Here is a 15,989-nt window from a genome sequence, read left to right as displayed (position 1 = left end):
ATAATAATTCACTAAATTATTAGCTACTTAAAAGGTGTGGATTACGTTATTTAAAAACCTTAAGATTTATGCTTAGAAAATACCTAATTGTATTACTTGTTATTTCTGTGTATTCATGTAAATCATTGTACACAGCTGAATATCAAAAACCAAAATTAGTTGATGAAAAACTATCTAAAAGAACAAAAAAATTGCATAAACAGTTATTCATGTTGTCCCAAAAAGGATTTGCAGTAGGACATCAAGATGCTACAGCTTATGGGGTGGGATGGAAATACAACTCTGATTCTGAAAGTGGCAAAGGAGATGTAAAAACGGTTACGGGGAAACAACCTGCTGTGTATGGTTTTGATTTGGGACATATAGAAATAGATGCTGATATGAACCTAGATAGTATTCCTTTTAATACAATGAAGAAATTGATTATTGATGCATATAAAAATGGAGGAATTATTACTTTAAGTTGGCACTTAGACAACCCTGTTACAGGAGGGAGTTCTTGGGACAACACTCCTGCAGTTAAAGATATCATTGGTGAGGGTGTTTATAAAGAAAAATTCAATTTATGGTTAAAAAGAGTTGCTCTTTTTATTAAAGATTTAAAATATAGAGGCAAAAAAATACCAGTCATATTTAGACCCTATCACGAAATGAATGGGAATTGGTTTTGGTGGGGGAATCCTAGTTGTACAGCCAAGGAGTACAAACAATTATGGAGAGAGACAGTTACCATCTTAAGGGATGAATACAAGTTGCATAATATAATGTATGCATATTCTCCAAATAGCTTAAAACCAAATGATGACTACTTAAGATGTTATCCTGGAGATGATTATGTAGATTTCTTTGGTGTGGACACCTACGATCGTAACAATACCACGAAATACATAAAAGCTTTAAAATACAACATTGGTGTGGTTAAAAAAGTAGCAACAGAAAAAAATAAGTTGTACGCTTTTACAGAGACCGGTTTAGAAAAAATAGGTACAGAGAATTGGTTTACAGAAGTTTTTTATCCAAATATAAAGGATGAAGGAATTTCATGGGTGCTTTTCTGGAGAAATGCACACAAGGGGCACCACTACCTTCCTTACAAGTCGCATAAAAGTGCCGAAGACTTTAAGAAGTTCTCCAACTTACCTAAAACATTATTCTTAAAAGACATAAATAAAGACAAATAATTATATGAAGGTTTTACACACTGCAGATATTTTAATTATTGCACTATATCTTGTTACTATAGTCGTTATAGGCTTGGTACTAAGAAAAAAAGCGCAAAGAAGTAAAGAAGACTATTTATTAGGGGGTAATAGTATACCCTGGTATATGCTTGGTTTGTCCAATGCATCTGGAATGTTTGATATTTCTGGAACCATATGGTTGGTTACCTTAATGTTTGTTTATGGGGTGAAAAGTGCTTGGATTCCATGGTTGTGGCCAATATTCAATCAAGTATTTTTAATGGTCTATTTATCAAAATGGCTAAGAAGATCTAATGTAACTACTGGTGCTGAATGGATAGGGACTCGTTTTGGATTTTCTAAAGGAGCTAAGCTGTCTCATGTTATTGTAGTCATTTTTGCATTGGTTCTATGTCTTGGGTTTTTAGCCTACGGATTTATTGGATTAGGGAAATTTGTAGAAATTTTTATTCCATGGGAACTAGTTAGTAGTTATATACCTTTTGAAGTAGCACCAGAATTTGTGCCACACTTTTATGGTACTATTTTTACAGTTTTCGCAGTTTTTTATTCACTATTAGGAGGAATGTCTGGTATTGTTTGGGCAGATGTGGTACAGTTTGCTATTATGACTGTTGCAGCTTTTGTAATTGGTTATTTAGGATTTGTAGCAGTAGGAGAAAATGGTTTAAATACTCCTGATGGTTGGATGAGTCCATTCTTTGGATGGGAATTGAATTTAGATTGGACAGAAATTATTCCTGAAGTTAATAATAAGATTAAAGAAGATGGATTTAGTCTGTTTACAATATTCTTTATGGCCATGGTGTTTAAGGGAGTCTTGGTTAGTGTTGCCGGACCTGCACCAAATTATGATATGCAAAAAATTCTGTCGACGAAGTCTCCAGCCGAAGCTTCTAAAATGAGTGGATTTGTATCGGTTGTTTTAATGCCTATTCGTTATTTAATGATTGCTGGTTTTGGAGCGTTGGCTTTAATATACTATGAAAAATTAGATTTAATTAATGCTGCAGGTAATGTAGATTTTGAATTGATTTTGCCAACGGCAATTATGGAGTTTGTTCCTGTTGGTTTATTAGGTTTACTATTAGCGGGGCTTATTTCGGCTTTTATGTCAACTTTTGCAGGTACTTTAAATGCTGCACAAGCATATATTGTAAATGATATTTACTTAAAATATAAAAATCCACATGCATCAGCAAAGCAGGTAAAAAACATGAATTATGTTACAGGTATTTGTGTTGTAATTGTAAGTATAGTATTAGGGTTCTTTGCCAAAGATGTTAACTCTATTCTACAGTGGATTGTATCTGTTTTGTATGGATGTTATGTAGGGGCAAATATTTTAAAATGGCATTGGTGGAGATTTAATGGAGAAGGTTTTTTCTGGGGAATGGTTGCTGGTTTAGCAGCTGCAGCAATTATACCAGAGTTGTTTCCAAACGTATTGAGTTTGTACTTGTTTCCAGCATTGTTGGTTATTTCTTTAATAGGATCTATAGTAGGTACATACAGTGCTCCTCCAACAGATGAAGCTGTTTTAAAAGAGTTTTATAAAAACGTTAGACCATGGGGATATTGGAAACCAATTCATGAAAAATTAGTGCAAGAAGGAGCTGAAATTGAAAGCAATAAAGACTTCGGAAAAGATATGTTTAATGTGTTTATAGGTGTTGTTGCCCAAACGGCCTTGGTAGTAATGCCAATGTATCTAATTTTTAGACAAACAACACCTTTATTAATCTCTTTAGCAGTAACAGTGTTGTGTATAATTCTACTTAAAAAGTTCTGGTGGAATTCACTAAATGAAAAACAAAACTAAATCATAGAAATAAACTTAAATTCAATGGAAGTAAAATTGAAACAAGAAATGGATGCTTATAAAGCATTGTTGACAGAAAAAAATACACCTGTAGAAGATTACAATGGTATTTATACACGATATAAAAATCCAATCATAACAACCAAGCATATGCCAATGCACTGGAGATTTGATTTAAATACAGAAACCAATCCAAATGGAATTGAGCGCATAGGGTATAATGCAACATTAAACTCAGGAGCTATTAAATGGAAAGACAATTATGTGGTTTGTGTGCGTGTTGAAGGAAATGATAGAAAATCATTCTTTGCCATTGCAGAGAGTCCTAACGGTGTGGATAATTTTAAGTTTTGGGATAAGCCATGTGTAATTCCACAAATTGAAGGAAATCCTGATACGAACGTTTACGATATGAGATTGGTGGCACACGAAGATGGATGGATTTACGGAATCTTCTGTACAGAACGTAAAGATCCAGATGCTCCAAAAGGAAATACTAGTATGGCTATTGCAAATGCTGGTATTGTTAGAACTAAGGATTTGGTGAATTTTGAGCGTTTACCAGATCTAGTATCTTCGGCAGGACAGCAAAGAAATGTAACCATACATCCAGAGTTTGTTAATGGAAAGTATGCTTTATATACAAGACCACAAGATGGATTTATCAATGTTGGTAGTGGTGGTGGAATTGGACTTGGATATGTGGATGACATGACAAATCCTGTGGTTACCGATGAAACAATTATTTACGACCGTGTATACCACACTGTTTACGAACTTAAAAATGGTTTAGGACCTTCTCCAATTAAAACAGAGAAAGGTTGGTTGCACTTAGCACACGGAGTTAGAAATACTGCTGCTGGATTGCGTTACACATTGTATATGTTTATGACAGATTTAAACGATATTTCTAAAGTTACTCACAAACCTGCTGGGCACTTTATGGCACCAATAGGTAGTGAGCGTTTAGGAGATGTATCTAACGTATTATTCGCAAACGGATGGGTAAAAGACGAAGACGGAACTGTTCATATTTACTATGCATCATCTGATACGAGAATGCATGTTGCGACTTCTACAGTTGATAGATTGGTGGATTATGTAACAAACAATCCAGAAGATAAATATACCTCTGCAGAGTCTGTAAACACAATGTTAGCGTTAATTGAAAATAATAAAGGATTGTATTAATGGAAATGGACTATAAAAACCTTAAACAAGAATTACACACAGAGTTGTTAAGAATTCTTGACTTTTGGAAAACAAATACCTTAGACAAAGCACATGGAGGATTTATTGGTAGAAGTGACTATCAAAATAACATCATTCCTAAGGCTTCTAAAGGGATCATTCTAAATAGTAGGATTCTATGGTCTTTTGCAGCTGCATCTAATTACTTAAAAACGGATGATTATCAATCTATTTGTGAGCGTTCGTTTGAATATTTGAAAACCTTTTTTAAAGACAAAACCAATAAAGGTGTGTTTTGGGAGCTGGATTACTTAGGTAATCCAGTGAACAAACGCAAACAAGTATATGCACAAGCATTTACTATTTATGCTTTGTCTGAGTATTACATCTATTCTAAAGATGAAAGTGCTAAAGACTGGGCTATTGAAATTTTTGAACAGATAGAGCGCTATGCTAAGGATACTAAAAAAGGAGGGTATTTAGAAGCCTTTAATGAGGATTGGAGTTCAATAGGGGATATGCGTTTGAGTGATAAGGATATGAATGCTGCTAAAACCATGAACACACACCTTCATATTTTAGAAGCTTATACTACATTGCTTAAAATTTATGACAATAACGAACTAAAAGATTCATTACAACACTTAGTTGAAGTGATGAATGAAAAATTCTTGAATGAAAACAATCATTACGAATTGTTTTTTGATGAAGATTGGAATTTGTTAAGCAATGCTGTTTCCTATGGTCATGATATTGAATCTGCTTGGTTGGTTTTAGAAGCTGCTGAAACATTAGAACATTCTGTTTTAATAGATGAGTGTAAGTACATTGCTTTAAGAGTTGCTGATACGTTTTTGGAAGAAGGTATAGCAAAAGACCATGCGGTTATTAACGAAAAAGACTTGGATACAAACCATACAGATACAGATAGACACTGGTGGCCACAGGTAGAAGCTTTAATAGGGTTAAAATTTGTAAACGACATTAAGAGCAAACCTGAATATGTGGATGCTTCTATTAAGATTTGGGAGTATACCAAGCAGAACTTACTAGATTTTAAACATGGAGAGTGGCACTTTAGAGTGGACGAAAGTGGTAACGTCTACGAGCAAGAAGACAAGGTGAGTATGTGGAAAGCCCCATACCATACCTCTAGAGCTTGTATTAAAATGAATTTATAATACATATACCAATACTGTCTTGGTGGTGTTATTAATGCACCAAAAAATAATATTTAAAAATGAATCAATATATCTATTTTCGTTGCCTTTCTACAAGGTCTTTTAGGCTAATTATTATAAGTGTTTTTTTAAGTGTATTATATTCTTGTAAGAGTTTAGAATATAAAAAATTAGCCAAAAAAGAGATTCCTCTTATTTCTGTAAAAAATGCTAAATTTTACAAAGGAGAGGTCCCGTATTATTTTGTAGGTACAAATTACTGGTACGGTTCTTTAATTGCAGCAAAAAATGGAGATAGAAAACGTCTTGTTAAAGAATTAGATTTAATGAAGAGTGTTGGAATTGATAATTTAAGAATATTGGTTGGTGCAGAAGGAAATGGAGGGGATTCACGCGTAAGCCCTGCATTACAACCAAGACAGGGTATATATAACGAAGATTTATTAGATGGACTAGATTTCTTGTTAGCAGAAATGCGTAAGCGAAATATGTACGCTGTTTTGTATTTAAACAACAATTGGATTTGGTCTGGAGGGATGTCTGAATATTTAAAATGGAATGGGTATGGAGAAGTTCCCAATCCATTTTTAGAAAAATATTCATGGGAGGATTATAAAAACTACACAAAGCAGTTTCATAGTTGTGAACCTTGTAAAGAGGCTTACTACAAACATGTTAAATTTATCATTGGTCGCACCAATAACTACACAAAATTACCATATACTAAAGACAACACTATTATGTCTTGGCAGGTAGCTAATGAACCAAGAGTTATGGAAGCTGAACACGAAAAAGTTTTTACATCGTGGTTAAACGAAACAGTAACTCTAATAGCGTCCTTGGATACTAATCACTTAATATCTACAGGTTCTGAAGGTAAGGCAGGATCATTGCAAAATATTGATATGTTTACCAAATTGCATCTTAATAAGGATATAGATTATTTAAACATGCATATGTGGCCTAAGAACTGGAGTTGGTACGACATAAACGATGAAGAAACATCAACACAAACATCTATAAAAAAGGCAAAACAGTACATGCAAGAGCATGTAGAGGTGGCACAAAATTTACAGAAACCTATTGTAATGGAAGAGTTTGGTTTTCCAAGAGAGAAAGAAAGCTTGTCAAAAGATGCTTCCATAGAAAATAGAAATACGTTTTACAAAGCTATTTTTAATGAGATTGTAAAATCTAATGCCAATGGTGGTGTTTTAGCAGGATTAAATTTCTGGGGATTTGCAGGTTATGCAGAGGTAATTGCTAAAGATGGAAAATGGCAAAAAGGAGACGATTTTACAGCAGATCCACCACAGGAACCACAAGGGTTAAATTCGGTTTTTTCAACAGATACTTCTACATTAAAGCTTATAAAAGAAGCAAATGCTAAGCTTGCTAATTAATAGTTCAAATAAACACCACATGAAACAAGTATTTTTAACATTCAAGCATGTTTTTAAGTTGGCTATATTAGTCATAATTGTTTCTTCTCAAGCATCCTGTAAAACAACACATAAAGAAGAAAGTAAACAACCTAATGTTATACTTATTCTAACAGATGATCAAGGTTGGGGAGATTTAAGTTTAAATGGAAATATTAAAATAAAAACGCCCAATATAGATAAAATGGCACAACACGGTGCTGTGGTCAAACGATTCTATGTAAACTCTGTATGTTCTCCAACCCGAGCAGAAATTTTAACGGGTAGGTATCATGTACGAAGTGGTGTGTACTCAACTTCTGAAGGTGGTGAGAGAATAGATTTAGACGAAAAAACAATCGCAGAAGTATTTCAGGAAAACGGTTACAAAACTGCTGCTTTAGGAAAGTGGCATAGTGGAACTCAAGGACCTTATCACCCTAATAGCCGTGGGTTTGAAGAGTTTTATGGGTTTACTTCTGGACATTGGGGGAGCTATTTTAGCCCAATGTTAGATCATAATGGGGAAATAGTAAAGGGAGATGGATTTTTACCTGATGATTTAACCAACCACGCCTTGGACTTTATTGAAACAAATAAAGACAAGCCTTTCTTCCTTTACGTTCCCTACAATACACCACACAGTCCTATGCAGGTACCTAATAAGTGGTGGGATAAATTTAAAGATACAGATATTAGTGTTGATCATAGATATAAGCAGAAAGAAGATATTGAATTTACAAAAGCAGCCTATGCTTTGTGCGAAAATATTGATTGGAATGTTGGGAGAATAAATGATAAGTTAAAGTCGTTGGAACTGGAAGAAAACACAATTGTTATTTACTTATCAGACAATGGACCTAACGGGTATAGATATAACGGCGGACTAAAAGGAAAGAAAGGGAAAACAGATGAAGGAGGAGTTCGAGTTCCGTTTATTATAGATTGGAAAGGAGTAATTCCTTCAGGTAAAACAATTAAACATATAGCAGGATCTATAGATCTTTTACCAACACTTGCTGATTTGACCAATATCAAGCTAAATACTCCAAAACCATTGGATGGAAAAAGTATAAAGCCTCTTTTATTGGATGAAGAAAATGATTGGAAAGACCGTTATTTGGTTACCTATTGGAAAGGAAGAATTAGTCTTAGAAACGATCAGTTTATGTTGAGTAATGATGAGAAGCTTTACGATCTTTTAAAAGATCCAGGACAAACTCATAACATAGCAGCACAACATACAGAACAGTTACAAGCTATGCTTGCTTACAAACAAAGATGGATAGCAGAAGTACTAAGTGAGCTTCCTAAAAAAGATACAAGAACATTACCTGTAGGATATAAAAATACCATTACACAGCTACCCGCCAGAGATGCCAAAGCTTTTGGGAATATAAAACGATCCAACAGATGGCCAAATGATTCTTTTTTAACTAATTGGACCAGTGTAAATGATAGTATTTCTTGGGATGTAGAAGTTTTAGAATCAGGTGAGTATGAAGCGACTGTTTATTATACTTGTAGTAAAGAAAATATAGGTTCTACCATACAATTAAGTTTTGATGATAATAGTATAAAAACGTTGGTTAAAGAACCACATAACCCAGCTTTGGTTGGAGCGGAAATGGATAGGTTTCCTAGGCAGGAATCGTATGTAAAAGAGTTTAAACCCTTATTTTTAGGAACTATAAAATTAACAAAACAGCAAAATAACTTAACCTTAAAAGCATTACAGAAGCCTAAAGATTCAGTATTAGACTTCAGGTTACTAACACTTAAGAAGGTGTCTGGTTTAAAGTAAAAAGCACTGGTTAATACATAAAAAGACTTCACATATATTGTGAAGTCTTTTTTTATGCAATAAATTTTGTTGATTACATGTAAAGGATACGTTTATATAGATTTTGATAGGGCAATAACCGTTTTAGGCGGTCTATTAAAGCTTATAATATCTTTTTAGTGCATTGGTACCAGCTCTTTTCTCAATTTAATTTTACGGGCTGTTAAATGAACTGTTGTTGACTTCTATAATTTCTTTAGAGTTTTCTGTTAGTTACCATATAAGAACAAAAAAAATCGAGGATTTGAATAAATTCAAAAACCTCGATTCACTAACTAATTACTTAAATAATAATAATAATTTATAGAACTGTTTATTTTTCTGTAGTATTACCTAATTCTACACTCACATCATCTAGTGTTATAGATTTGTTTTTCTTTTTTAGTAGTAATTTCAGTGTAATGCTTTTGTCAGCATCAAAAGTAAATACTTCTTGTACAAGTTCCCAAGTATCGCTGTTTTGAATACTATATACCTGCCCTTTTTTACCTGTACCATTAAAAGCAATGCACTGTATTTTAACACCTTTTTTACCTTTAACCCAATATTTAATGGTGTAATCGTTAACTCCTGAAGGTGTTTCAGCAGCTTTAATTCTTTGTTTAATCTCAGCATTAAAATTTTCATTTAAAATATAGCTACCTGAATTATCCTGAGTTTTTGATTCTCCTGAATTAAATCCTGTTGAACTACCAGCGTTAGATTTTATCCATATAGCTGGAGATGGATTTGAGAAGTTTGAATCCTTAACATAGTTTTGAGAGATTCCTTTTGTTGTAAAACCAACGAAAAGAATAAAAAGAAAAAGGTTTTTCATGAAATAAACGGTTTAATTTTTTAAAATCTTTGTTACAGAATTTTTGTTTTTAGAATAAGCTCTAACTAAGTAAATTCCACTTGTAAGCTCATTAACACTTACTTGTCTTATATCGGTAGATGCTACTGTTTTTACTTTTTCTCCTAAGATTGAATAAATTTCAACTTTGTCAATTAAGTCTCCTGTTTTTGGTTGTATGTTTAAGTAGTCTGAAACTGCAGTTGGAGATATAGAGAAAAGAGTATTTTCACTGTTCTTAGCACTTAAAGTATTACCTTCTTCCATACTAACATCGTCAAACTTTACAGATAAGAAGTTTCCTCCTTTTTTAATTAACTTAAAAGTAACTCCGGTATCTGTATTAAATGTAAATGTTTCCTGTACTTGTTCCCAAGTATCAGTAGTGGCAATTGTATATTGTGTACCAGATACGTTTCCTCCATCGTTAAAAGCAGAGAATATTACTTGTGTACCAGCTGTACCTTTTACCCAGTATTTTACAGTGTAAATAACAGATGTACCAGAAGGTGTGTCACCAGCAGCAATTGTTTGTTTTATTTCGCTATTAAAATTTGGACCAACAACATAACATCCAGAACCATCAGCGGTATGTGTATCAGTTGCATCATATCCTGTTTCTGCACCTGAACCTACCACAGACCATGTAGCTGGTGATGGATTTATAAAGGTTGGATCGTTCACATAGTTTTGTGAAAAGCTTGTAAATTGTACTAATGCAAATGCAATTAGAGTAATTTTTTTCATAATTATTTGGTATTTGTAAATTAATAACATCGCAATTTAAATGTTTGTTTTACATGTCGTAGGGGGTAAGTGCCAATTAAAAGGGGGATATGTTTTTTAGGAGGTGTGTTGTTTTTAATTGGTTGTTTTTCAGTGTGTTGTGTTGTTTTGCAAACGTAAAAAAAGCAAGTATCCCAGAGAATAAGGTTACTTGCTTATGATAGTATAGTATTGATTTAAAGAGGTGTTTTATTACATATGTACCTCTAAAACTTTTCCAGAACTAGAGTTGATAGTTATATTGTGAATGTTTGCGGGTAAGAGTAAAGTTTCTCCAAGATTTAGCTTGTAACAATCACCTTTATACAAGATTTCGGCAGATCCTTCAACACACATAAAAATGACAAAAGAATCTAAAGTGCTATAATCTTTTTGAATTTCACCTTTAATATCAAGAATGTTAGTTTTAAAATATGGTGAATGAACTAACTCTTTTGACTTGTTTAATGACGTGCTGTAATTGGTTTTGTAATTTTCATAATGCTTATAGTCAATGGCATCAACAGCCAAATCAGTATGCAGTTCTCTTTTTTCTCCAGTTTTACTGTCCACACGATCGTAATCATAAATTCGATATGTAATATTAGAGGTTTGTTGTATTTCGGCTAAAAGAACACCCGCTCCAATGGCATGTACTCTTCCTGTTGGAATATAAAAAGTATCTCCTTTAGTTACTTTTTCGATATTTAAAATATCCAATAGATTCCCGTTAGAGACTCTATTAATATAGTCCTCTTTTTCAACAGTTTCATTAAAACCTACAATCAATTTGGCATTGTCATCGGCTTGCATAATATACCACATTTCATTTTTTCCAAACGAATTATGACGTTCTCTAGCTAATTCATTACTAGGATGTACTTGAATTGATAATGGTGTTTTAGCATCAATGAATTTAATTAATAGAGGAAACTCGTTTTTAAAGGTATTGTAAACTTGAGTACCTACAAATTCAGAAGTGTATTCTTTTATTAACTCTCTTAAAGTTTTACCTTTTAGCTCTCCATTAGAAACTACCGTTTCATAATCTGTAACATCGGAAATTTCCCATGACTCCCCAATGTTATTTTCGACATAATTTTTTTGAAGTTCTTTTTTTAGTTTTTCTCCTCCCCAAATTCTGTAGCAAAAGATAGGAGTAAACTTTAATGGATATAATTTCATTTGGTTATAAATTTTCAACAAAAATAATTCAGTACACAATTGTTAAAGGGGATTTATGTTTTTTAAAAGAGGAAGACAAGGGGAAAATTACCTATTACTTCTCTTGCGTAATTTCTTTTAGATAGTTAAAAAAATCTTGCTTACGCTTGTGGTTTATTCCCCAGTTAACAGGCACAGATTGATAGCCTATGTTCATATCGGTCTCTTCTTTAACCCCTTCTTTTTTGGCACGTTTACCAACTCTTCTAAAATCGAAATAACCCCACGAGGCATAACTTTCTATAGCTGATTTGAAATTGTTTTTAGTATCTGAAAAGTTGTAATTGTCGTCTTCATTAAAAACAATAGGTTGCCCTTTGTAACCTTTTACTTGTTTTGTTTCTGATACCATTCTTTTTATTTTTTTAGGTCTTGCACCATTACCATGTAGCAATATAAAATCAGAAACAGACACTACATCTTTATGTGGTACATAACAACCTTTATAGCTTGTGCTTACTAACAATCTTCTATTGTATATACGAATTGATTTTACAAACTCGATTAGTTCATGTACCCTGTCTACTTTTAAAATTTCGTGGTCGTAAGATTTTACATTACATTCATTATTAATTTCTACCAATACATTTTGATATCCTCGATTTAGGATCCATTCTGTAGCGTTTTTAACCCCATTAATAACTGCTTCTTCATCCTTTAAATACTGATCGTGCCCAAAATAAAAATATCCCAAAATAACGACCATTTCTAATTCATTCGCTCTGTCTAAAATTTTTCTTAATCTTTTAAAATAAGAGGGATCAAGATTTCCTTTAGGGTCAAAAGCAGAATTAATGGTTTTTCCATTTCCATAACCGGTAGGGCTTCCTCCCTGAAGGTTGATGGTGAAACTATTCAAACCATAAGACTTCCAAAGTTGCATATTTTTTACAAACTCATGGGTATTCCTGTCTGGATCCCATTTTTGGGTATCAGGGTATTTATAGTTCTCACGAGTTGTTGGGTTTAGGTCATCAAATATTCCATTGACCATTCTTGAATTAAAGAGCAAGCCTTCTATGGTGTTACCATTCCAGGATTTGTCTTTGTATGTTGGTATCCCGTTTATCAAAAATTGGTTGTTTTGAATACTTACAACAGTGTTCTTTTCTTCTTTTTTAATAGTACCACATGAGTATAAAAGGCCGAGACTTAGTAAAAGTAGGTATTTCATAAAATTTATATTCATGCATGTGTTTATTTAATGTTTTTTATTTTTAGCTTTTTCCATCGCCTTTTTTAGGACATGAGCAGAGTGGTATTTCATATCTGGGTTAGAAATGTCCATAGGCTGATTTTTGGGTACATCGTATTGCTGTCTTAATTCCTCCAGTTTTACCTGCATCTCTTTAAGGACTCCAGCATACGCAGGATTGTCTATTTGATTCTGCATTTCATTTGGGTCTGTTTTCATGTCGTACAACTCCCATTCTTTTAAATCGTAAAAATTCATTAGTTTGTATCGTCCATCGTACACACCCTCGTGGCGGTGTACCATGTGCCAACCAGGGAATTCGTAATAATGATAGTACAAACTGTTACGCCAGTCTTTTGGAGTTTTTCCTTTTAATATGGGTACTAGACTTTCTCCTTGTACCTCTTCTGGAATTTCTACCCCCGCCATTTCTAAAAAAGTAGCAGCAAAATCAAGGTTACTTACCAAATCTGTGTTTACAGAACCTTGCGTAACCCCTGGCCAGCTTACAATAAAAGGAGTTCTAAAAGACTCATCGTACATAAATCGTTTGTCAAACCAACCATGTTCTCCTAAGTAAAATCCTTGGTCAGACGAATACACAACAATGGTATTTTTATCTAAATTATTTTCTTTCAGATATTTTTGAATTTCACCAACACTTTCATCAACGGCCTTTACACAACGTAAATAGTCTTTTAAATAACGTTGGTATTTCCATTTTACAAGTGCTTTACCTGTTAGATTCGCTTCTATAAACTTTTTGTTTTTAGGTTCGTAAGCCTTGTTCCAAGCGGCTAATTCACTTTTGCTCATCCTGTTTTTAACACGTGCTAACGTTGTTCTAGGATCAACCCCTTCTACTTTGCTATCTTTACCCAATTCCATGGTGTGTTCTATGGTTTGGTCTTGTTCTTTGGCTGCCGTTCCTCTACCTGTATAATCATCAAAAAGAGTGGTAGGTTCAGGAATTTCTACGTCATCAAAAGCATGCAAATGTCTTTCAGCAGGCATCCAAGTTCTATGAGGAGCTTTGTGCTGAACCATCATCATAAAAGGTTTGTTTTTATCACGATTCGTTAGCCAGTTTTTAGCCTTTTCGGTAATAATATCTGTGATGTACCCTTTTTCTAGGTGTTTTCCGTCTTTATTTACAAAATCAGGATTGTAATAATCTCCTTGACCCGGAAGAATTTCCCAATGGTCAAACCCTGTTGGGTTGCTTTCTAAGTGCCATTTCCCTACAATTGCAGTTTGATACCCCGAGGCTTGCAAGGCTTTTGGAAACGTAAATTGGGTACCATCAAACACCGTATTTTCATTTTTATAAAAACCATTTTTATGGCTGTGTTTTCCTGTTAGAATAGAAGCACGGCTAGGTCCACAAATGGAATTGGTTACCATACATCTTTGGAATAACATTCCTTCATTGGCAATCTTGTCAATGTTTGGAGTAGGGGCAATAGTAGCCAAAGGACCTCCATAAGCACTAATGGCTTGTGTGGCATGGTCATCTGTAAATACAAAGATGATATTGGGCTTGATAGGCTGTTTTTCTTTTGCACATGAGCACAAGGCAAGAGAGATTAGTAATGTGAAAATTATTTTTTGCATACGTAAGTTTTTAATTAAAAAGATGTTATTGTGAGTTTCTATTCAACAACTTCAATAATTCCTATAGCCATAGAGCTTTTCAGTTCTGATGGTCTAGCAAACCCCATCCAAGCACTGTTCATTTTTTTCTTTCCTTTGGAGATATATTCTCCTGTTAAAGGATTGAACCAAGTAATTTTGATGGTTTTTCCTTTTAATTCTTTTCGGTTTCCATTGATTTTATCCAAACCAGACGGCAAGTAAAATAAGTACGTGTTTTTATGATCTGATAGGGCATATGTTCCAAATCCTTTTTGAGCAGGCTCTAGATGTGTAAAATTATACTTGTTAAAGAGGTCTGCCATATTCTTGTAATAGCTAAAAAAGGGCTGTTGCTCTTTAGGCAAATCAAAAGGCTTGGTGATGATCTCGTACCAAGACGTATTTTGCCAGTAATAGGTAGAATAGCTACCAGCAAACACACATTTGTAATTTCTATCCAAACAAACTACGGGGTCTGAGTATGCCCCTCCAAATACGGAGTGCATGGTAGTTTCGTACCCACCGTGTTCTATATTAAAAATAGGTTTGTTGGCATATTCCTTTTTTACGGAAAGCATTTGGTCGTAAATATTAGGTACCCAATTTTGAGTAGAGATATAGTCTACTTTTTCGGGAAAAGTACTGCAGTAGTGGTAATCGTGTACCGATACCAAACGTTTGTGAGATTCTAGTTTTTTTAACCGTTCTATACGATTGGTGATGTAATCAATATCATCGTGCCCATAACCTAATGCTTCTTTAGATATATCCCACATAATATTAGGATAGGCCTGATATCGTTTTACCACATAATCAAAATATCTGTTGTCTTCTTTGGAATAAGCTTTTGGCCAATTGACTTGCTTGTTCCATACGTAAATCATTAAATGGCAAATCAGCCCTTGTTCATCTAGATGTTCAATAACACGATCCAAATGCTGAAAGAAGTCAATATTCAACGTTGAATAATCGGGCTTTTCATTCGAGCCTCCAAACGGAAATACTTTGGGTTTGGCAAAGTTGGTTTTAGGGTCAATCTTTTTTCTTCCCCAAGTGGCATCGTAGGCATAGACATTCATAACTACTTGGTTAAAGCCATTTTGTTTTACCTCGTGAATAATTTCTTTTGTTTTAGGAATGTCTTTCTGGTTGTCCCAATCCAAGGCAAATAACCAGTCTAACTCAAAAGCCAATAAGAAATAAGGCTTCCCGTTAGCATATGCAAACTTTTGTTTGTTGTTTTTGCTGATGACTATAGGGCCATGCTGATTTTTATTCTCATTAGGAGAGATGGTTAGTACTCCATCTTTACCACTCAAACTTTTTAGACTAGCATAAGTTGTAAAACTCCATTTACCTTCTAGTTCAGGAGAAAAACGGATTACATATTCTTTGTTGCCGTTAAAGAAACCCGCAACATCCATTGTTTTTCCAGTCTCATGAGTGAAAACAGCTCCGAAAACTACCTCAAATGGGGTTTTAACAACCCTTTTGGTATGAAAGCTAATATCAATTACAGACCATTTTGAAGCACTGATTTTCTGTTGGTAACTTACTTTTTGTTGACCAAAACTAAAAACAGAGACTAATAAGATGGTGAATAGTATAGTGGCTTGATATTTTCTCATTTGTTTTTTAAGTGTGTTACAAGAGAGGATAGCCTCTTTTTTATTGA

At 33.8% G+C, this 15,989-nt stretch carries 12 protein-coding genes; 6 read left to right on the top strand and 6 right to left on the bottom strand.

Going from position 1 to position 15,989, the window contains the following annotated elements; all coding sequences use genetic code 11:
• Positions 1-68 precede the first annotated feature (68 nt).
• Genes ACXHHC_RS02705 through ACXHHC_RS02680 form a run of 6 tightly spaced genes read left to right on the top strand, consistent with a single transcriptional unit; the run spans position 69 to position 8,621 of the window.
• Entirely contained in the window at positions 69-1,181 is a 1,113-nt protein-coding gene (locus tag ACXHHC_RS02705) for a glycoside hydrolase family 26 protein (RefSeq protein WP_458228118.1), read from the top strand.
• A gap of 4 nt (positions 1,182-1,185) precedes the next feature.
• The gene (locus ACXHHC_RS02700) at positions 1,186-3,024 is read left to right on the top strand and encodes a sodium:solute symporter family protein (RefSeq protein WP_458228117.1); all 1,839 of its coding nucleotides are present in this window, start codon (positions 1,186-1,188) and stop codon (positions 3,022-3,024) included.
• Between the two features lie 24 nt (positions 3,025-3,048).
• Complete coding sequence (locus tag ACXHHC_RS02695) at positions 3,049-4,215, top strand: glycoside hydrolase family 130 protein (protein WP_458228116.1); 1,167 nt, start codon at positions 3,049-3,051, stop codon at positions 4,213-4,215.
• Positions 4,215-5,396: an AGE family epimerase/isomerase gene (locus tag ACXHHC_RS02690; RefSeq protein ID WP_458228115.1), complete on the top strand. Its 1,182-nt coding sequence runs from the start codon at positions 4,215-4,217 to the stop codon at positions 5,394-5,396. The genes ACXHHC_RS02695 and ACXHHC_RS02690 overlap by 1 nt, the downstream gene beginning before the upstream one ends.
• A gap of 59 nt (positions 5,397-5,455) precedes the next feature.
• Positions 5,456-6,799 carry a glycoside hydrolase 5 family protein gene (locus tag ACXHHC_RS02685; protein ID WP_458228114.1) on the top strand — a complete coding sequence of 448 codons (1,344 nt, stop codon included), beginning with the start codon at positions 5,456-5,458 and terminating at the stop codon, positions 6,797-6,799.
• A gap of 19 nt (positions 6,800-6,818) precedes the next feature.
• Positions 6,819-8,621: an arylsulfatase gene (locus ACXHHC_RS02680; RefSeq protein WP_458228113.1), complete on the top strand. Its 1,803-nt coding sequence runs from the start codon at positions 6,819-6,821 to the stop codon at positions 8,619-8,621.
• 352 nt (positions 8,622-8,973) lie between these two features.
• On the opposite strand, the gene ACXHHC_RS02675 is transcribed toward ACXHHC_RS02680, so the two are convergent.
• From ACXHHC_RS02675 to ACXHHC_RS02650, 6 genes are all read right to left on the bottom strand, one after another.
• Positions 8,974-9,477 carry a hypothetical protein gene (locus ACXHHC_RS02675; protein ID WP_458228112.1) on the bottom strand — a complete coding sequence of 168 codons (504 nt, stop codon included), beginning with the start codon at positions 9,475-9,477 and terminating at the stop codon, positions 8,974-8,976.
• A gap of 12 nt (positions 9,478-9,489) precedes the next feature.
• A complete protein-coding gene (locus tag ACXHHC_RS02670; RefSeq protein ID WP_458228111.1) occupies positions 9,490-10,242 on the bottom strand; it encodes a T9SS type A sorting domain-containing protein in 753 nt (250 codons plus the stop codon).
• A 231-nt stretch (positions 10,243-10,473) separates the two neighbouring features.
• A complete protein-coding gene (locus ACXHHC_RS02665) occupies positions 10,474-11,445 on the bottom strand; it encodes a type I phosphomannose isomerase catalytic subunit (protein ID WP_458228110.1) in 972 nt (323 codons plus the stop codon).
• Between the two features lie 94 nt (positions 11,446-11,539).
• On the bottom strand, positions 11,540-12,673 hold the full coding sequence (locus ACXHHC_RS02660; protein ID WP_458228109.1) for a hypothetical protein: 1,134 nt from the start codon (positions 12,671-12,673) through the stop codon (positions 11,540-11,542).
• A gap of 12 nt (positions 12,674-12,685) precedes the next feature.
• The gene (locus tag ACXHHC_RS02655) at positions 12,686-14,293 is read right to left on the bottom strand and encodes a sulfatase family protein (protein ID WP_458228108.1); all 1,608 of its coding nucleotides are present in this window, start codon (positions 14,291-14,293) and stop codon (positions 12,686-12,688) included.
• Between the two features lie 38 nt (positions 14,294-14,331).
• Positions 14,332-15,942: an apiosidase-like domain-containing protein gene (locus tag ACXHHC_RS02650; protein WP_458228107.1), complete on the bottom strand. Its 1,611-nt coding sequence runs from the start codon at positions 15,940-15,942 to the stop codon at positions 14,332-14,334.
• Positions 15,943-15,989 lie beyond the last annotated feature (47 nt).

The organism is Wenyingzhuangia sp. IMCC45574 (assembly GCF_054182685.1).
Note: the sequence above shows the minus strand (reverse complement) of the source record. Positions and strands in the feature narration are given on the sequence as shown.